General features: G+C 60.4%; 19 protein-coding genes. 13 read left to right on the plus strand and 6 right to left on the minus strand.

Annotated elements, in window-relative coordinates:
- Positions 1 to 3 precede the first annotated feature (3 nt).
- On the minus strand, positions 4 to 2,415 hold the full coding sequence (locus DXT77_RS22915) for a penicillin acylase family protein (RefSeq protein WP_119429292.1): 2,412 nt from the start codon (positions 2,413 to 2,415) through the stop codon (positions 4 to 6).
- 255 nt (positions 2,416 to 2,670) lie between these two features.
- Here DXT77_RS22915 and DXT77_RS30275 point away from each other — a divergent pair, with 255 nt between their 5' ends.
- The 4 genes from DXT77_RS30275 to DXT77_RS22930 all read left to right on the plus strand — a co-directional run bounded on the left by DXT77_RS30275 (position 2,671) and on the right by DXT77_RS22930 (position 5,629).
- The gene (locus DXT77_RS30275; RefSeq protein WP_305955973.1) at positions 2,671 to 3,879 is read left to right on the plus strand and encodes a hypothetical protein; all 1,209 of its coding nucleotides are present in this window, start codon (positions 2,671 to 2,673) and stop codon (positions 3,877 to 3,879) included.
- A gap of 132 nt (positions 3,880 to 4,011) precedes the next feature.
- Positions 4,012 to 5,064 carry an S-type pyocin domain-containing protein gene (locus DXT77_RS30280; protein WP_305955974.1) on the plus strand — a complete coding sequence of 351 codons (1,053 nt, stop codon included), beginning with the start codon at positions 4,012 to 4,014 and terminating at the stop codon, positions 5,062 to 5,064.
- Positions 5,057 to 5,308, plus strand: a complete 252-nt coding sequence (locus DXT77_RS22925; protein WP_119429293.1) for a bacteriocin immunity protein — start codon at positions 5,057 to 5,059, stop codon at positions 5,306 to 5,308. The genes DXT77_RS30280 and DXT77_RS22925 overlap by 8 nt, the downstream gene beginning before the upstream one ends.
- Positions 5,309 to 5,377: 69 nt before the next feature.
- A complete protein-coding gene (locus DXT77_RS22930; protein WP_119429294.1) occupies positions 5,378 to 5,629 on the plus strand; it encodes a bacteriocin immunity protein in 252 nt (83 codons plus the stop codon).
- A gap of 68 nt (positions 5,630 to 5,697) precedes the next feature.
- On the opposite strand, the gene DXT77_RS22935 is transcribed toward DXT77_RS22930, so the two are convergent.
- A complete protein-coding gene (locus tag DXT77_RS22935; protein WP_119429295.1) occupies positions 5,698 to 6,273 on the minus strand; it encodes a DUF6436 domain-containing protein in 576 nt (191 codons plus the stop codon).
- Between the two features lie 97 nt (positions 6,274 to 6,370).
- Here DXT77_RS22935 and DXT77_RS22940 point away from each other — a divergent pair, with 97 nt between their 5' ends.
- Complete coding sequence (locus tag DXT77_RS22940) at positions 6,371 to 7,321, plus strand: alpha/beta hydrolase (protein WP_119429296.1); 951 nt, start codon at positions 6,371 to 6,373, stop codon at positions 7,319 to 7,321.
- Position 7,322: 1 nt separating this feature from the next.
- On the opposite strand, the gene DXT77_RS22945 is transcribed toward DXT77_RS22940, so the two are convergent.
- A complete protein-coding gene (locus tag DXT77_RS22945) occupies positions 7,323 to 8,075 on the minus strand; it encodes a DUF2059 domain-containing protein (protein WP_085731514.1) in 753 nt (250 codons plus the stop codon).
- A 108-nt stretch (positions 8,076 to 8,183) separates the two neighbouring features.
- On the opposite strand from DXT77_RS22945, the gene DXT77_RS22950 reads away from it, so the two are divergent.
- Together DXT77_RS22950 and DXT77_RS22955 are read left to right on the plus strand one after the other, a co-directional pair.
- Positions 8,184 to 8,816 carry a 2OG-Fe(II) oxygenase gene (locus DXT77_RS22950; protein ID WP_085709011.1) on the plus strand — a complete coding sequence of 211 codons (633 nt, stop codon included), beginning with the start codon at positions 8,184 to 8,186 and terminating at the stop codon, positions 8,814 to 8,816.
- 1 nt (position 8,817) lies between these two features.
- Positions 8,818 to 9,303 (plus strand): DUF523 domain-containing protein, encoded by a 486-nt coding sequence (locus tag DXT77_RS22955; protein WP_119429297.1) that lies wholly within the window; start codon positions 8,818 to 8,820, stop codon positions 9,301 to 9,303.
- 6 nt (positions 9,304 to 9,309) lie between these two features.
- Here the strand turns inward: DXT77_RS22955 and DXT77_RS22960 are convergent, their stop codons facing one another.
- Positions 9,310 to 9,894 carry a transporter substrate-binding domain-containing protein gene (locus DXT77_RS22960; protein ID WP_119429298.1) on the minus strand — a complete coding sequence of 195 codons (585 nt, stop codon included), beginning with the start codon at positions 9,892 to 9,894 and terminating at the stop codon, positions 9,310 to 9,312.
- A gap of 134 nt (positions 9,895 to 10,028) precedes the next feature.
- On the opposite strand from DXT77_RS22960, the gene DXT77_RS22965 reads away from it, so the two are divergent.
- A complete protein-coding gene (locus DXT77_RS22965; protein ID WP_085709014.1) occupies positions 10,029 to 10,454 on the plus strand; it encodes a DUF4399 domain-containing protein in 426 nt (141 codons plus the stop codon).
- A 62-nt stretch (positions 10,455 to 10,516) separates the two neighbouring features.
- On the opposite strand, the gene serA is transcribed toward DXT77_RS22965, so the two are convergent.
- Positions 10,517 to 11,746, minus strand: a complete 1,230-nt coding sequence (gene serA, locus DXT77_RS22970; protein WP_085709015.1) for a phosphoglycerate dehydrogenase — start codon at positions 11,744 to 11,746, stop codon at positions 10,517 to 10,519.
- 204 nt (positions 11,747 to 11,950) lie between these two features.
- On the opposite strand from serA, the gene DXT77_RS22975 reads away from it, so the two are divergent.
- The 4 genes from DXT77_RS22975 (at position 11,951) to DXT77_RS22990 (ending at position 16,263) form a co-directional block, all read left to right on the plus strand.
- Entirely contained in the window at positions 11,951 to 13,345 is a 1,395-nt protein-coding gene (locus DXT77_RS22975; RefSeq protein WP_119429299.1) for an FAD-binding oxidoreductase, read from the plus strand.
- A 40-nt stretch (positions 13,346 to 13,385) separates the two neighbouring features.
- The gene (locus tag DXT77_RS22980) at positions 13,386 to 14,051 is read left to right on the plus strand and encodes a fumarylacetoacetate hydrolase family protein (protein ID WP_085709017.1); all 666 of its coding nucleotides are present in this window, start codon (positions 13,386 to 13,388) and stop codon (positions 14,049 to 14,051) included.
- Between the two features lie 264 nt (positions 14,052 to 14,315).
- The gene (locus DXT77_RS22985) at positions 14,316 to 15,239 is read left to right on the plus strand and encodes an SdiA-regulated domain-containing protein (RefSeq protein WP_119429300.1); all 924 of its coding nucleotides are present in this window, start codon (positions 14,316 to 14,318) and stop codon (positions 15,237 to 15,239) included.
- A 106-nt stretch (positions 15,240 to 15,345) separates the two neighbouring features.
- On the plus strand, positions 15,346 to 16,263 hold the full coding sequence (locus DXT77_RS22990) for an SdiA-regulated domain-containing protein (RefSeq protein ID WP_119429301.1): 918 nt from the start codon (positions 15,346 to 15,348) through the stop codon (positions 16,261 to 16,263).
- Between the two features lie 146 nt (positions 16,264 to 16,409).
- Here the strand turns inward: DXT77_RS22990 and rpiA are convergent, their stop codons facing one another.
- Positions 16,410 to 17,084 carry a ribose-5-phosphate isomerase RpiA gene (gene rpiA / locus DXT77_RS22995; RefSeq protein WP_119429302.1) on the minus strand — a complete coding sequence of 225 codons (675 nt, stop codon included), beginning with the start codon at positions 17,082 to 17,084 and terminating at the stop codon, positions 16,410 to 16,412.
- A 146-nt stretch (positions 17,085 to 17,230) separates the two neighbouring features.
- Between rpiA and ilvA the strand changes: the two genes are divergently transcribed.
- A partial coding sequence (gene ilvA / locus DXT77_RS23000) for a threonine ammonia-lyase, biosynthetic (RefSeq protein WP_119429303.1) occupies positions 17,231 to 18,237 on the plus strand: 1,007 nt, incomplete at its 3' end.

The following is an 18,237-nucleotide window of genomic DNA, read 5'->3' on the forward strand; positions in this document are numbered from 1 at the left end:
CGCTTATTGCGCCGCTCGCGCCGGCAACAGCTTCAAGGTACTCCGCGTATTCGCCGTAACCTCTTCCTCACTGAAATGCGCCTGCACATACAACCCGTCCACATACGCCTCCGCCTGATCGTCATAGTGGCTGTCAAACGGCACGCCGCTCTGGCCGACCGGGTTGATGGTCAGGCTGTGAGCCGGATCCGCGAAGTCCACCAGCCGCCGCGTCGACGGCCCATAGGTCACCGGCCACGGCGCCGGGCCGATCTTCGCCGAGAGGTTGTTCGGTACTTCGTGGGAGCCGGGTGCGGCGAACGGGCCGACATTGAAAATCCGGTCCAGCGGCTTCTGCTGCCCCAGCGGATGACCATGGGTCAGCGTGTGCGCCTTGCCCCATTGCCAGCCGGAGGCATCGTCGCCGAGGGTCTGTTCAAGGTGCGTCATGCTCGCCTGCCACGCGGTGCGCACGGTGTCGGCGCGGTTCTCTTTGCCCGGGGTGTTGCGGTTGTCCCACCACGGTGAATCGGCGTTCGCCGCCAGGCGTGGCAGCGCTGCATCGAGCACTCGGGTCGACAGCAAGGTCTCGAACATGTCGTTGCCCAGCTCATCGCGCATCGCCGCGTCGGCCAGGTCGTAGAGGAACTGGTTGAACACCGTGGCGCTCACCGAATCCAGCGGGTAGTCGCCTTGCCACTGCGCCAGTTGCTCGACCAGTTTCAACTGCGCCGGGTCGTTCACCACTTCACGCAATACCGGCAACAACGGCGCCAGCACGCGCGGGCCATAACCGGTGGTGGTGCCCAGTTGCAGCTTCTGGTTGGCTTCGTTATCCCACTTCACGTTCTTGTCGGCGAGCTGGCGGTTGAGTTGCTGGCCACGGTCGGCGAGGTTGTAGTAACCGGGAATCTCCATGCCGGTCGGCGATACGGGCTGGAAGTTGGCCGAGACGATATAGCCCCGCGCCGGGTTCTCTTCCTGCGGGTTGGCACTGAACGGGAAGTAGCCGTCCTTGTCCGCCTGATTGCTGCTGCCATCGAGGATGAACTCGGGTTTGACCCCGGCCGGCCGCTTGGGCAGCAGCGCCGAAGCCCACCACGCGATATCGCCCTTGGCGTTGGCGTAGACGATGTTCAGTCCCGGTGCCTGCACCTTGGCAGCTGCGGCGCGGGCCTTGGCCAGGGTGTCGGCGCGGTTGAGCTGGTAGAAACCTTCGAGGATCGGGTTCGGTGTTTCGAGGAACGCCCACCACATCGCAATCGGGGTTTTTCCGGCGGCGCTGCCGAGGGCGTCGTTGACGATCGGCCCGTGGGGCGACTGGCGCAGAGTAATGGTCACCGGCGCCTGGCCTTTCACGGCGATCTGCTGCTCGGTGCTGACCATGTCGGTCCACTGGCCGTGGTACCAGACCTGATTCGGGTTGTCCGGATTGACCTTCTCGGCGATCAGGTCCAGGTCATCGTTCTGGAACATGGTCAGGCTCCAGCCGAAATCCAGGTTGTGGCCGAGAAACGCAAACGGCACCAGCGCCTGATGATGACCGTAGAGTTCAAAACCCGGCGCCGACAGCTGCGCCTCGTACCACACCGACGGCACCGAGAAACGAATGTGCGGGTCGCCGGCCAGTAATGCCTTGCCGCTCTTGCTGCGGCTGCCGGCGATCACCCAGGCGTTGCTGCCTTCGAATTGCGGCAGGCCGTTGTCGATCAGTGCCTGCTCGCTGAGGCGGGCGAGGGTGTTCAGGTCTTTCCAGTCATCGGCAGCAAGGGCCGGTGCGGTGCCGGCGCGGCCCTTGGCGAGCACGCCCTTGGGCTGCCAGTCGAGGTCGAAGACGTTGAGGTAATCGGCGCCGAGCTGATCGCGCACGTAGGTCAGCAACGGTTCGGTGCGAAACGCAGCGGCGAAGCTGTAAGCCATGTAACCGGCGACGCTGATGGTGTCTTCGGCGGTGAACGGCCGCTTGGGGATGCCCAGCACGTCGAACTCGACAGGGGCGGCGTGCGAGTCCTGATACTGGTTGATGCCGTCCAGATAGGCTTGCAGGGCCTTCCACGCCGGTGACTGCTTGTCGAGGCCGGCCACGTAACTGGCGGCGCGTTCACGAATGCGCAGGCTGCGGAACAACTTGTCGGTGTCGAGCAGTTTCGGTCCGAGCACTTCGGCCAGTTCGCCACGGGCGAGGCGGCGCATGGCTTCCATCTGGAACAACCGGTCCTGGGCGTGCACATAACCGAGGGCACGATAGAGGTCGGTCTCGTTTTCGGCACGGATGTGCGGCACGCCGCGCTCGTCGTAACGCACGGTCACCGAGCCTTGCAGGTTGCGCAATTCCACCTGGCCCTGACGCGTCGGTTGCTTGCTGTAGAGGTAGCCGCCAACCCCGAAGGCGGGAATGACGATCAGCAACGCAAGTACGGTCAGGCCTCGTTTCATGAAAATTCTGCTCCCTGTCGTTCTATTTATATGAAGGCATTGATGGTGCGGATCTAGTTGAAGCTCGCAACCGGGATTTCATAACACAGTATTTCTCGAATAGGAAGTTTCCTTCAGGTTTTCGGGAAGTGCACTACAGGTTTGTTATTGCGGCGTTTAACGGGGCAGGCCTATAAAAGACCTCGAGAAAAAAACCGAGGACCAAAACAAAGTTTGCGAATTCGATACATGGAATAACTGACATGGAGAAGTCGTATGAGTGATGTTGGAAATTATCTTGGGCCGCACAAGCAAATCGCACCGGGGAAATATGAACTGGCACCGATACCCGTTCGGACATTTGCGCCGGTTCGATTGGGACAGGGTGGTTATTTTTCGGGAAGTTGGGGGTTGAGTGAAGGGCCGCACAGAGGCACCGGGCAAGGCTCCGGAAAACTTGATCCGTTAACCCCGTTCATTTGGGATGACTTGATGCATGAGCAGCAGAATGCTCAGGCTCATATTGATCTTGAGTACGCTGGAATTTTCAGCAATATCCTGATGACCTCTAACAATGAAGTAGAACACGCCAGGCAAGTTGCCGGTGTCGGCTTGTCTCCGGTTCAGAAAGTAAAGGCCGATCAGGAAATAACCCTTCAGGTTATTCACGCAAAGCTATTGGAATATCGCGCGCATTCCGAGACTGCTTACTCATTGTATGGCCATAATCCATTCTTTCTGATGAAGGATCTGTCCTTCAGGAAAATCCGGGAAAGTCTGGCGTCGCCCGTTCCGGATGTCTCCGTTGCGTATGCCGCCATCGACAGGGCCTACCGCGCGGCAATGGAGCTGCGGCGTCTTTCCTGGGTGATGGCGATTATCGCCAATCAGCTTCCGGCGTTGGCGGCAAGAAGAATCCAGGTCGAAACGGCGACTCAAACCACTCGGGACGCCCAGCAAATTCTTTCTGCTGAAAGGCTCTCCGTGGTCAATCTGGAAACGAATATCCGCTTCCAGTTTCTGCCGGGTTTTCTCGTTGAAAGAATGGCCGCCATTGCGGGCACAACAGGCGGCAGTCTCTCTCAAACGCTCACGAACTATAAATTCGCAGCGGACAGCATCAGCGCCGCCGAGCAGGCCGCAGTCCGGCCCTATGCAGTCGCCAACCCGGCCATCAACGCACCGTTGAGCAAGCCTGAGCTCGAAGCACTGAAGAACCTGGTGGACTTGCAGGCCTCTACGGATCTGGGCAAGCGCTGGCAGGACTATCACGCGTCACTTCTGCACTCGGAAAGTGCCCGGCACATGGCTGCGGCTGCGGATGTTTTTGCCGGTCTGATCGCCCGGGCTCAGGAGGCGGAGCGGTTACAGGAACAGATACGTCTTGCCCGGGAACAGGAAGCCCGGCAGTTGCAGGAGCAGGCGCGATTAGCTGCGGAGGCTGAAGCCCGGCGTGTTGCCGAGGAGCAGGCGCGTATACGGTAAGAAGCGCGAATTGCCGCCGAGGCAGAAGCAAGGCGAATAGCGGATGAGCAAGCGCGGGTAGCGGCGGAGGCTCTTCGTTCCGCCCATACCTTCCGCGCCCCGGGTGCCACTTCTGCGGCAGGACCGCTGTTCATGACTTCGGCGGGAGTACTGGCAGTTGCCGAGGCCGCTTCGGCCAGCCTGCAAGCGGCGGTTCGCAGCGCCATCGCGGCTTTGGGCAGTCTGGCCGCCAGCGTCGGGGCGGGCGCTGTCGTCGGTGTTTCAGCGTTGGTCTACTCGTCGAAGCTGGGCAACGGGGAGTTGCCGGACCGTTACGCGTTCAGTACGCCACTGTCGGACCTCGCGCCAGAATTTGCGCCAGATCTGTACGCCATCGCGGCGGCTGGCGGGACGGTTGATCTGCCTTACCGTGTCAGTTCAAAGGCCGACGCGAATGGGCAGTCAGAGGTTTTTGTCGTCAAGACTGATGGGCGGAGTATTCCGTCGGCCACCAGGGTGGTGGCGGCTGCTTACGACGCCGAACGCAACGTCTACACCGCAACCACCGCCGACGTTCCGCCACGCACCCTGACGTGGACCCCGATCGTCAATCCGGGCAACAGCTCGACGACCTCACCGGCCGAACCGACGGATTCACCTGCTTACACCGGAGCGACTGTAATCCCGGTGGAGGGCCGCCTCGATTCGTTCCCGGCGGTTTCCGAAGCCGGATTCGATGACTATGTCCTGGTGTTCCCGCTGGAGTCCGGGCTGCCGCCGAACTACATCATGTTTCGGGACCGGCGGGAGGATCCGGGCGTCGTGACAGGGGTGGGTCAGGTGGTGTCGGGGAACTGGCTTGCCAGCGCATCGCAAGGCGAAGGCGCGCCGGTGCCAGTGCAGATTGCCGATCAGTTGCGAGGGCGGGAGTTCAGGAATTTTCGGGCGTTTCGGGAGGCGTTCTGGAAGGCGGTGGCTGGGGATCCGGAGTTGGGAATTCAGTTTGATCCCAGCGCCCTGGCTAGTATGAAAGATGGCCAATCCCCTTTTGTTAGAGAGAGTCAGCAAGTTGGGAGACGTGTAAAGGTTGAACTGCACCACAGGAAATATATTTCTGAAGGTGGCGGAGTTTATGAGATTGATAACATAGTCGCAATGACTCCTAAGAGACATATTGATACGCATAGAGGGGCGGGTAATGATTAAGCTGATTAGTGAAATGTCAGAGTCGGATTTTCTGAAGTTTGTTACGGGGATATACGAAAATGACTATGACACTGAAGAGGAACACATCGATGCTGTTCTCGAGTTCAAGGCTTTGAGTGAGCATCCATCTGGATCGGATCTTATTTTTTATCCAGAACCAGGAAAAAGTGGGCCGGAAGTCGTGGTCGCGGAAGTAAAAGCGTGGCGAGTTGCTAACGGAAAACCTGGTTTCAAGGTGGATTGAGTATTTAAATTGAAAATGCTCCTGGTAAATATTTTTTGTCAGGAGCATTTTTGATAGGAGGGTAGTGACTTGCCAAGTATTTCGGACTATACGGAAAAAGAGTTTTTGAATTTTGTAATTTCAATTTGTGATGCTGGGGCTCGAACGGAAGAGGAAGATATAAAAATGGTGTTGGAGTTTGAAGCACTAACAGAGCATCCGGAAGGCTCGGATCTGATCTACTACCCAAGAGATGATAGGGATGACAGTCCTGAAGGGATTGTAAAAGAGGTTAAAGAATGGCGCGCTGCTAATAACAAGCCTGGATTCAAGTCGGTTTAGTTTTCGGTTATCAGTATGTTTCTGGCGTCTTTTGGGTTGATGTAATTTCTATCGTGGACCGAGACTGTTCACTCCCCACTCACCCACGGACAATAACACCCCACCGCCAACGTATGAGTCGCATTCACCGGACGATCATCACTCAACGCTTGCAAAATCGGTTCGATAAAACTGTTGCTGGAATTACAGGTCAGCCCTTCGCTGTAGGGGCCGAAGTACGCCAGTTTGCCGCTTCGGTCCCAGATCGCCACAGCGGGGCTGGCGGGGATCTGTTCGGAGCCGGGCAGCACCGCGATGGTTTTCAGGTTGCTGAGGGTGGCGGGCAACTGGCCGTGGCTGCCGGCCTTCTGCACGGCGAAGAACTCCACGCCCTTGGGGCCGAACTGTTCGACCATCTCGGTCAGGTGCTGTTGATTGCCGACGTTGCACGGGCAGGCCGGGTCCCAGAAGTGCACCAGGCGGATACTGCCGGGGCCGGCGAGGTCGTCGGGCAGGCGCAACGGGTCGCCGGAAAACACCGCGGTGTGTTCGCTGAACGCCCGCAGATAACGGCCCTGAAACCAGTCGTACGCCACCCACAGCACGCCGGCACACACGATGGCGAGCAGGCTGGCAAACAGTGCGGTGCGGTAGGGCGGGCGCATGGAATTGGTTCCTCGAGAGCGCGCTAGCTTGCCATGCTTGCCGCGACAGATGAATATCGCAGGCCGATAAAGTCTGTTTACCGTTCTGGAATTGCCCATGTCTGTTGCTTTCGATCCCGATCATCTGCGCGCGAGCCTCAAGCCGTTGGCCGAGTGGCAGCCGTTGTCCGAGGAGGCGAAGGCGTATCAACGGTTCTACAAGACCGACTTCCCGGAGCGCGATGTCTGGCGCGGCATGGGCCGCTTCGATGTCGATGGCTATGAACTCGTCAGCCATTGCTGGTGGCCGGCGGAAACGGCCAAGGCCACGCTGTTTCTGGTGCACGGTTTTTATGACCACACCGGCCTCTACCGGCATGTGATCGAGTGGGCGCTGGATCTGGGGTTCGCAGTGATTGCCTGTGACTTGCCCGGGCATGGTCTGTCGAGCGGGCCACGGGCGAGCATCCGCGATTTCTCCGAATATCAGGATGCGCTGCAGGGGCTGTTCGCCGAGGCGCGCTCGATTGCGTTGCCGCAACCGTGGCATCTGTGCGGGCAAAGCACCGGCGGGGCGATCATTGTCGATCACGTGCTCAACCACGGTGAGAACAGCCCGGCCCAGGGCCAGTTGATTTTGCTGGCGCCGCTGGTGCGCCCACGGGCCTGGGGTTGGTCGCAATTCAGTTATTACCTGTTGCGTCCCTTCGTCCGGGGCATTGCCCGGCGTTTCAGCGAGAACTCCAACGACCCGGATTTCCTGCCGTTCCTGCAGGCCGATCCGTTGCAGCCAAAACGCCTGCCGACCGCGTGGGTCGGGGCGTTGTCACGCTGGATCAAACGGGTGGAATACGCGAAGAAAAGTCCGCGCCGGCCCCTGATCGTCCAGGGGCAGGCGGACATGACCGTGGACTGGCAGCACAACTTGCAAGTGATGAAATGGAAGTTCGACCGGCCGCAGATTCTGCTGCTGGCCGAGGCGCGGCATCACCTGGCCAATGAAACGGCAGAGATGCGCGATGAGTATTTCGAGTTCTTGAACAAGCGGATCAAGGGCCGCAACCCCTAGCTCACTGGCTGAGGTTCGAGGTGCTTTGCCCCACGGCCAGCCCGGCGCGAATCGCCGCCAGCGCGGCCTGATAGTAGGCCTTGCCTTCGGTGGACTCGGCAAAGGTCGCGAACTCTTCCAGTTCTTCATCCGACAGATCGCGATAGACGTACAGCAGCGTGTTGTTCAGGTCGGCGCCGATCTGATCCATCAGGCGCTGGCGTTGCCCGTTCAACATGCCTTGGGCCTGACCGCCGCCGAGCAGGCCGGGAATCATCGAACTCAAACTGTCCGCCGCCACGCCGGCAATCGCCAGACTGACTTCGGCACCGGCTTCGCGGGCAGGCAGGGCCTGGGCGAGGTGGCCGATGATCAGCAGGCGGCTGTCGCTGGCCGGCATCTTCGGCAGGCCCTTGGCGTTTTTCGCCAATTGATCGCGACGGGTCGCCAGCAGTTCGGCGGCGACGATCTTCTTGCCCAGCGGTGACTGAAAGAACGACAGGGCCGGTTTCGGATCGGCGAGGTTCTTGCGCAGTTGCGCTTCGGCGCGTTGATCCACGGCCTGTGGAGCAAAGCGCTGATTGCTGTTGTTCACCAGCGCCTGAAACACCGCCGGCGGCAGGCTGCTCTGGTAACGCTGTTGCGCGGCGCTCAGGGCGTCATTGAAATGCGCACGTTGGTCCGGCCAGCCGGCGACCTTGTACAACTGGTCGTGGCCGTCTGCCCAGGCGGGCAAAACGCAGAACATCAACAGTGAAAAAAGCAAACGGCGCATAGGGACTCCTGTCGGCAGCGGACTATTCTCCGTGCGGTGCCATTACTTGTCGAGAATTCGTATCAAGCCGCCGCGTGGCTCTGTCGGAATTCTTGCCGCAGGCATACTATGCGCGCCATGCAAATATCCTCTGAACACCCGCTGCTGTTACGTATCGTCGACGACCTGGCCGAGCGTGGCTGGTCGCAGCAGAACATATTCCTGCCTGCGGATCTGACCCGCGCGCTGGCCGCCGAGTGCCGTAAACGTGAGGCCGAAGGTGAACTGGCACCGGCGGGCGTCGGACGCGGGCCGTTTTCGGAGGTCCGCGAGGGCATTCGCGGCGACCATATCCAATGGATCGATCCCGGCCAGGCCGAGGCCAGCGACCGTTATCTGAACCTGATGGACAGCCTGCGCGAGGCGCTCAATCGTGGGCTGTTCCTCGGTCTGGAAGACTTCGAATGCCATTTCGCCCTGTACCCGCCGGGCGCGTTCTACCGCAAGCATGTCGACCGTTTTCGCGACGATGACCGGCGCATGGTCTCGGCAGTGATCTACCTCAACGACGGCTGGCTGCCGGAGGATGGGGGGCAGTTGCGCATGTATCTGGAAGGTGATCGGGTCCATGACGTGCAACCCACCGGCGGTTGCCTGGTGGTGTTCCTCTCCGGCGAAGTACCTCACGAAGTGTTGCCGGCGCAGCGCGAGCGCTTGTCGTTGACTGGCTGGTTTCGTCGTCGCGGCAACGAGCCGTTCTGAGATGCAGCAAATCCTCGTCAGTCGCTGCCTGCTCGGCCATCGCGTGCGTTACGACGGTGGGGCCAGCGGGCCGTTCGATCTGCTGGAACAGTGGATTGCCGAGGGACGCGTCGTACCGTTGTGCCCGGAAGTGGCCGGCGGCTTGCCGACGCCCCGGGCGGCGGCGGAGATTCCGGGCGGGCAGGGCGGTGAAGTGCTGGAAGGCCTTGCGGCGGTGATCACCACTGAAGGCGAGGACGTCAGTGCGCAGTTTCTCGATGGCGCCCGCCAGGCGCTGGAACTGGTGCAACAGCACGGGATTCGGGTGGCGGTGCTCAAGGCCAACAGCCCTTCGTGCGGGAATCTGCTGACCTATGACGGGACGTTCAGTGGGGTGAAGGTGAGTGGCGAGGGTGTCACGGCAGCCTTGCTCAAGCGCCATGGCGTGCAGGTCTTCAGCGAGCTTGAACTGCCGCAGGCTGCACAAGCGCTCAAGGCGCTCGACTAGACACCGTCACTTCAGGTCTTCAGAGGCCTGCACGCTCAACCACTTCTGCGACAACGCCTCCAGCCGTCCATCCGCCCTGATCCGCTGCAACGCATTCTCAAGACTCGCGTGAAACGCCGGGTTGCCCTTCTGAAACGGAATCGCCAGATCCACCGGCGGGCCGACCTTCGGTTTCTCTTCCGTCAGCGCCTGGACCAGCACCAGCGGGCGGGGCTGTTCATCCTTTTTCGCTAACAGCTGCGCATTGACCTGACTGTAAGGTGCGCTGAAATCGAAACGATCCTTGAGTTCCGGGGTCAGTGCTATGTGGTTGAGCGCGACGTCGTACTTGCCGCTTTCGACGCCCTGGAGCAGATCGGCTTCGTCGGTGACGATGAAGTCGGCGCGTACATCCAGCTCGTTGGCCAGCTGTTGCCCAAGCTCGACCTCGAACCCCGTGAGTGTGTCGCCGTCCTTGAAATTGAAGGGCGGTGTATTAGCCTCTAGGGCTATGCGCAACTCGCCACGGTCGTTGACGTCATCAATCAGTTCGGCGTGAGCCAGAGGGCTCAGAAGGGGTAGCAGGCAGATCAGGCCAGGCAGAAAACGCATGGTCACTCCTTTGAAATCATTGTCGCGGCCTGTTGGTCAGGCTCGCTTTGCTATGGTTGTCGAGTGCCTTCGACAACGAATGGTCATGAAGTTGTCATGACCGCGCGGATTTTACGGAAAAACTGGAGAAGAGAATGAAAACATTCATGTCACGTGCTGCTTTGGCTGGTTTGCTGATGGGCGTTTCGGTGCTGGCCAGTGCGGCCACACCGGCGCCGAAGGGGGCCGAAGTGTTCATCGTTTCTCCCGAAGACGGAGCAAAGGTTTCGCAGACCTTCACCGTCAAGTTCGGCACCAAGGATGTCGCGCTGGCACCGGCCGGTGATGCCACGCCGAATACCGGTCACCACCATCTGCTGATCGACGCCAAGGAAATCGTTCCGGCCGGCGCAGTGGTGCCGACCGACGCCAACCACATGCATTTCGGCAAGGCCCAGACGTTCGCCGAGATCAAACTGGCGCCAGGCAAGCACACCTTGCAGCTGGAGCTGGGCGACAAGAACCACATGGCTTTCGATCCGCCCGTGGTCTCGAAGAAAATCACCATCACAGTGGAGTGATTTTTCCACCGGCATGAAAAGGGAGCCCCGAGGGGCTCCCTTTTTTGTGGCTCAGCGCCGGATCAGAACAACACGCGGCTACGGATGGTGCCGTTGACGTGTTGCAGCTTCTCTTGCGCCAGCTCCGAGTACTCGGCGTCGACGTCGATCACCACGTAGCCGACCTTCTCGTTGGTCTGCAGGAACTGACCGGAGATGTTGATGCCGTTTTCGGCGAAGACCTTGTTGATCTCGCTCATCACACCCGGGATGTTCTCGTGGATGTGCAGCAGGCGGTGCTTGCCAGGGTGAGCCGGCAGGGCCACTTCCGGGAAGTTCACGGACGATACCGAGGTACCGTTGTCGCTGTACTTGACCAGCTTCTCTGCCACTTCCAGACCGATGTTGGCCTGCGCTTCAGCGGTGGAGCCGCCGATGTGCGGGGTCAGGATCACGTTGTCCAGGCCGCGCAGCGGGCTTTCGAACTCTTCGTCGTTGGAGCGCGGCTCGACCGGGAACACGTCGATGGCGGCGCCGATCAGGTGTTTGTCCTTGATCGCAGCGGCCAGGTGATCCAGCTCGACCACGGTGCCGCGTGCCGCGTTGATCAGGATGCCGCCCTTCTTGATGGCGCGGATTTCCTTCTCGCCGATCATCCACTGGGTCGCAGCGGTTTCCGGAACGTGCAGGGTGACGATGTCGGACATGCCCAGCAGCTCGTGCAGGTTGCCGACCTGGGTCGCATTGCCCAGTGGCAGCTTGGTCACGGTGTCGTAGAAGAACACCTGCATGCCCAGACCTTCAGCCAGGACCGACAGCTGAGTACCGATCGAGCCGTAGCCGACGATGCCCAGTTTCTTGCCACGGATCTCGAAGGAGTTGGCTGCGGACTTGATCCAGCCACCACGGTGGCAGGAAGCGTTTTTCTCAGGGATGCCGCGCAGCAGCAGGATCGCTTCGGCCAGCACCAGCTCGGCCACGGAGCGGGTGTTGGAGTACGGTGCGTTGAACACGGCGATGCCGCGCTCGCGGGCCGCTTCCAGGTCGACCTGGTTGGTGCCGATGCAGAAACAGCCGACTGCCACCAGCTTCTTCGCGTGATCGAAGATCTCTTCGGTCAGTTGGGTGCGCGAACGAATGCCGATGAAGTGAGCGTCAGCGATCTTTTCCTTGAGCTGGTCTTCCGGCAGGGAGCCAGTCAGGTATTCGATGCTGGTGTAGCCCGCCGCCTTGAGGACGTCGACAGCCGATTGGTGGACGCCTTCGAGAAGAAGGAACTTGATCTTGCTCTTATCGAGAGAAGTCTTGCTCATCTGCGTAAACCTGTATCCCGGAGAAAAATGGCAGGAAATGGTCAACAGACATTGACCTTGACGACAAGAAAGCCGTCACCGCAGAACCGCCGTTGGGCACTGGCCTGCGGGGTCGGTATGCTAGCATAGCCGCCCCGCTAATCACTCATTCCTGCGACGTGAAGCGTTCTCAGGATGACCATGAATTGTTCGAGAGTTCTGTCGATGACCAATCCTGCCCTGATTGATGAACTGAAGACCCTGGTCGAGCCTGGCAAGGTCCTGACCGATGCCGACTCCCTGAACGCGTACGGCAAGGATTGGACCAAGCACTTCGCCCCGGCGCCGAGCGCCATCGTGTTCCCCAAGACCATCGAGCAAGTGCAGGCCATCGTCCGCTGGGCCAACGAACATAAAGTGGCGCTGGTGCCATCGGGCGGCCGCACCGGCCTTTCCGCCGCTGCCGTCGCCGCCAATGGTGAAGTGGTTGTCTCGTTCGACTACATGAACCAGATTCTCGACATCAACCTCACCGACCGCACCGCCGTGTGCCAGCCGGGCGTGGTCACCGAGCAATTGCAGAACGCGGCCGAAGAACATCACCTGTACTACCCGGTGGACTTCGCTTCCGCCGGTTCCAGCCAGATTGGCGGCAATATCGGCACCAATGCCGGCGGGATCAAGGTCATTCGCTACGGCATGACCCGCAACTGGGTGGCGGGCATGAAAGTGGTCACCGGCAAGGGCGACGTGCTGGAACTGAACAAGGACCTCATCAAGAACGCCACCGGTTATGACCTGCGCCAGCTGTTCATCGGCGCCGAAGGCACCCTCGGGTTTGTGGTCGAAGCCACCATGCGCCTGGATCGTGCACCGAAAAACCTCACCGCGATGGTCCTCGGCACCGTCGATTTCGACTCGATCATGCCGGTGCTCCACGCCTTCCAGGGCAAGCTCGACCTGACCGCATTCGAATTCTTCTCCGACAAGGCATTGGCCAAGGTCATGGGCCGTGGTGATGTCCCGGCACCGTTCGAAACCGATTGCCCGTTCTATGCCCTGCTGGAATTCGAGGCGACCACTGAAGAAGTGGCCAACAGCGCCCTGGAAACCTTCGAGCATTGCGTGGAGCAGGGCTGGGTGCTGGACGGCGTGATGAGCCAGAGCGAAACCCAGTTGCAGAACCTGTGGAAGTTACGCGAGTACATCTCCGAAACCATCTCCCACTGGACGCCGTACAAGAACGACATTTCTGTCACCGTGTCGAAAGTCCCGGCGTTCCTGCGGGAAATCGACGCGATCGTCGGCAAACATTATCCGGATTTCGAAATCGTCTGGTTCGGCCACATCGGCGACGGCAACCTGCACCTGAACATCCTCAAGCCGGACAACCTGAGCAAGGACGAGTTTTTCGCCAAGTGCGCCACCGTCAACAAGTGGGTGTTCGAAACCGTCGAGAAGTACAACGGTTCGATCTCCGCCGAACACGGTGTGGGCATGACCAAGCGCGATTACTTGACCTACAGCCGCTCGCCGGTGGAAATCGAATACATGAAAGCGGTCAAGGCGGTGTTCGACCCGAACGGCATCATGAACCCGGGCAAGATCTTCGCGGTTTGATTGGCAATCCCTGATGAATCAATGAAGGCAGGAGTCGGTAATGAGCTATCAGCACCAGTATGTCGACGGTACGCGGATTCATTTTCCGCTGGGGAAAGTGGTGTGCATCGGCCGCAACTACGCCGAACACGCCAAGGAACTGGACAACCCGGTCCCTACCGAGCCGCTGCTGTTCATCAAGCCGGGCAGTTGCGTGGTGCCGCTGGAAGGCGGTTTCAGCATTCCGACCGAGCGCGGCTCCGTGCATTACGAAGCGGAAATCGCCGTGTTGATCGGCAAACCGCTGTCGACCAAACCGAGTCGTGAAGAAGTGCTGGACGCGATCTCCGGTTTCGCCCCGGCACTGGACCTGACCCTGCGCGACAAGCAGGCCGAACTCAAATCCAAGGGCCTGCCGTGGGAAATCGCCAAGTCGTTCGACGGCGCGGCGGTGATCGCACCGTTCGTGGCCGGCAGCACCTTTGCCGACCTGACCGACATCGGCATCCGCCTGACCATCAATGGCGAAGTGCGCCAGGACGGCAACAGCAGCGCGATGCTCAACCCGATCGTGCCGATGATCCAGCACATGGCCGGCTGCTTCTCGCTGCAGGCCGGTGACGTGATCCTCACCGGCACGCCGGTGGGCGTGGGGCCGCTGAACGTCGGCGATGACATCGTGCTGGAACTGCCGGGCGCCAGTCGCTTCACCAGCAGCGTGCGCTGACAGCAACACTGAAATACCTTTGTGGGAGCCAGCCTGCTGGCGATGACGGACTGTCAGTTGATGTTTCATTCGACTGATACACCGCCATCGCCAGCAGGCTGGCTCCCACATTTGTTTTTGTGGTGCCGCCCGCAAAGGCATAAGGCAATCCGGCCATTTGCCGTTTTTTTCACATCTTGTCCGGATAATTCCGGTCATCCTGGCGTCTGAGCCGGCCTCTTTGTGCTATTACCCATAGCCTGAATTTTCGGAACGCGTCCTCTGATGTCATCTCAAACTCAGCTCAACCCTGCCCGTCGCTCACGTTTCGCCCTGCGCTGGTATTACTGGCTGTTGCTGGTGGTCGCTGCCGCCTACGGTCTGGCGCATGCCATGCATTGGGATGACCGCGGCCTGCTTTGGGTGCGCGAGCGCTTTGAAAGCCCGACCGAGCGCAAGGAAAGTATCTGGCTGCCGGACTATCGGGTGGTGATCGACGCCAAGCTGCTGCCGGGCATGGAAAAAGACGAGGCCTCGGACCTGTCCTACGACGCGCAGACCAAGACTCTGTTTTCGGTGATGGGCAAGAACCCGTTCCTGGTCGAGCTGACCTTGCAGGGCGACGTGCTGCGCAAGATGCCGCTGGTGGGCTGGAGCAATCCGGAAGGCGTGACCGTGCTGGGCAATGGTCTGGTGGCGATTGTCGATGAGCGCGAGCACATGCTGTCCATTGTCAAGGTCGATGCCGCGACCCGCGAACTGAAACGTGACGATTTCCCGAAATACGATCTCGGCCCGTCGAAGGACCAGAACAAGGCCTTTGAAGCGATTGCCTGGGACCCGCGCAATCAACAGTTGTTGCTGGGCGAAGAGCGTCCACCGGCGCTGTTCACCTGGAAAAGCGACGGCAGTCAGTCCCTCACCGGCAACAAGCAGAAGCTGCCGAACGATGATCTGGATATCCGCAACCTCTCGGCGCTGGCAGTCGATCCGCGTACCGGGCATACCCTGGTGCTGTCCGCCGACTCGCACCTGCTGCTGGAACTGGACGAGAAGGGCGAGCAAGTCAGCTTCATGACCCTGCTCGGCGGTTTCAACGGCCTGAAGAAAACCATCCCCCGCGCCGAAGGCGTGACCATGGACGAGCAGGGCACGCTGTACATGGTCAGCGAGCCGAACCTGTTCTACCGCTTCGAAAAGCAGAAATAACCAACCCGCCGCCGCAAGGTTGTCGTTCGGGGCAAGTGGCCTTTAAGCTTCGATTCAGACAGGCGTGATATTTCATCCGCCTGTTTTGATCCCGAGCCCGGCCCGCATGCGTCGATTTGCCCGTCCCAAGCCACTTCTGATCATCCTTTCGGTGATTGCCCTGATCGCATTGATTGCGATCGGCCAATACCTGCGTCTGTTCGAGCGCGCCTGGTTCAACCTGCAAAGCCACTGGCAGCCCCACAGCATTGAAGCGATCAATCTGGATCAGTACCGCGTGGACATCGAGGCCCGGACTATTGAGGGGTTGAACGACGATGTCTCCGCGCTGACCTACGATCCGGTGCGCAAGAGCCTGTTCACCGTCACCAACAAGAATGCCGAGCTGATCGAGCTGTCGCTGGAGGGGCAGATCCTGCGCCGGGTCGCGCTGATCGGCTTCGGCGATGCAGAGGCGGTGGAATTCATCAGCGCCGATACCTACGTCATCAGCGATGAGCGTCAGCAGCGTCTGATCAAGATCCATCTGGAGCAGGGCACGACGTTCCTCGATGCGGCGGACGCCGAGCAGATGACGCTCGGCGTGCACATGAGCGGCAACAAGGGATTCGAAGGCCTGGCCTACGACTCGGTGGGCAAGCGTCTGTTCGTGGCCAAGGAGCGCGACCCGATGCTGATCTACGAAGTGCACGGCTTTCCGCACTTCAACCCGGAAAAGTCTTACGCAGTGCATGTGATCAACAACCCCAAGCGCGATGCCGGGATGTTCGTGCGTGACCTGTCGAGCCTGCAATACGACGAGCGCAGCGGCCATTTACTGGCGCTGTCGGACGAGTCGCGTCTGATTCTCGAGCTGGATGTGGACGGGCGCCCGTTGAGTACGATGTCGTTGAGCGGTGGCCGGCAAGGGCTGAAGAAAACCGTGCCGCAGGCGGAAGGCATCGCGATGGATGATGACGGGACGTTGTATCTGGTGAGCGAGCCGAATCTGTTTTATGTCTTCAGAAAGCCAGAGCAGAACTGACCAACACTCCAAAACCACTGTGGGAGCCAGCCTGCTGGCGATGAGGGAATGTCAGACGACGGCTACGCAGACTGATACACCGCTATCGCCAGCAGGCTGGCTCCCACAGTTCTAACTTCTACCCGCGAATTGCGGGCAGCCTGAGATTATTCGGCCTTCAGGGTCTTCACACCTTCGCTGGTACCCAGCAACAGCAGATCCGCCGGACGCGCCGCGAACAGGCCGTTGGTGACCACGCCGACGATCGCATTGATCTGCGCTTCCAGCTCCACCGGGTTGGTGATCTGCAGGTTGTGCACGTCGAGGATGATGTTGCCGTTGTCGGTCAGCACGCCTTCACGGTAGACCGGGTCGCCGCCCAGCTTCACCAGTTGGCGGGCGACGTGGCTGCGAGCCATCGGAATCACTTCCACCGGCAGCGGGAATGCGCCGAGCACCGGCACCAGTTTGCTGCCGTCGGCGATGCAGATGAAGGTCTTGGCCACGGCCGCGACGATCTTCTCGCGGGTCAGGGCTGCGCCGCCGCCCTTGATCAGGTTCAGGTGCGCGTCGCTTTCGTCGGCGCCGTCGATGTAGAACTCCAGGTCGCTGACGGTGTTCAGCTCGTACACCGGAATCCCGTGGCCCTTGAGGCGCGCGGCGGTGGCTTCGGAGCTGGCGACCGCGCCGTCGAACGCACCCTTGTGCCGGGCCAGGGCATCGATGAAGCAGTTGGCAGTGGAGCCGGTGCCGACGCCGATGATGCTCTTGTCGTCGAGTGTCGGAAGGATGAAGTCGACGGCGGCCTGGGCCACGGCCTGTTTGAGTTGATCCTGGGTCATGCGGGCTCCGGAAGCGGGCAAGGTAAGAACGGAAAGGCCGGCATTATAGCCGCAAGCCGGGGTAAAACCTCTGCAATCGTGTGGTCGTCCGGCCGAAAGCCGGGTTAGACTCGTTGGTCCCGCTCAACCGCCAGTGATGCTTTCCGATGCTCGAACAGTACGTCAAGAAGATCCTCACCTCGCGCGTTTATGACGTTGCCGTAGAAACCCCGCTGCAGAACGCTCGCCAGCTCTCCGAGCGGCTGGGCAACGACATCTGGCTCAAGCGCGAAGACTTGCAGCCGGTGTTCTCGTTCAAGATTCGCGGCGCCTACAACAAGCTGACCCAGTTGAGCGACGAAGAACGCGCCCGTGGCGTGGTCACCGCGTCGGCCGGCAACCATGCGCAGGGCCTGGCCCTGGCGGCGAAAGTACTGGGCGTGAAGGCGACCATCGTGATGCCCAAGACCACCCCGGAGATCAAGGTCGAAGGTGTGCGTTCCCGTGGCGGCAAAGTGGTGCTGCACGGGGATTCGTTCCCGGAAGCCCTGGCCTACTCGCTGAAACTGGTCGATGAAAAAGGCTACGTCTACATCCACCCGTACGACGATCCGCACACCATTGCCGGGCAGGGCACCGTGGCGATGGAGATTCTGCGCCAGCACCCGCAGCCACTGGACGCGATCTTCGTTCCTGTGGGCGGCGGCGGTCTGATCGCCGGCATCGCGGCGTACGTGAAGTACCTGCGCCCGGACATCAAGGTCATCGGCGTCGAACCCGACGACTCCAACTGCCTGCAAGCGGCGATGGCCGCGGGCGAGCGCGTGGTGCTGCCGGCCGTGGGCATCTTCGCTGACGGCGTGGCGGTGGCGCAGATCGGTCAGCACACCTTCGAAATCTGCAAGGATTACGTCGACGAAGTGATCACCGTCAGCACCGATGAAATCTGTGCGGCGATCAAGGACATCTACGACGACACCCGTTCGATCACCGAGCCGGCCGGCGCCCTGGGTGTGGCGGGGATCAAGAAGTACGTCGAACAGCGCGGCGTCAGCGGCAAGACCTTCGTCGCCATCGATTCCGGGGCCAACGTCAATTTCGACCGCCTGCGCCACGTCGCCGAACGCGCCGAGCTGGGCGAGGGCCGCGAAGCGATAATCGCCGTGACCATCCC

Origin of the sequence: Pseudomonas sp. 91RF (genome assembly GCF_003576265.1) — a bacterium.
Classification (GTDB): domain Bacteria; phylum Pseudomonadota; class Gammaproteobacteria; order Pseudomonadales; family Pseudomonadaceae; genus Aquipseudomonas; species Aquipseudomonas kribbensis.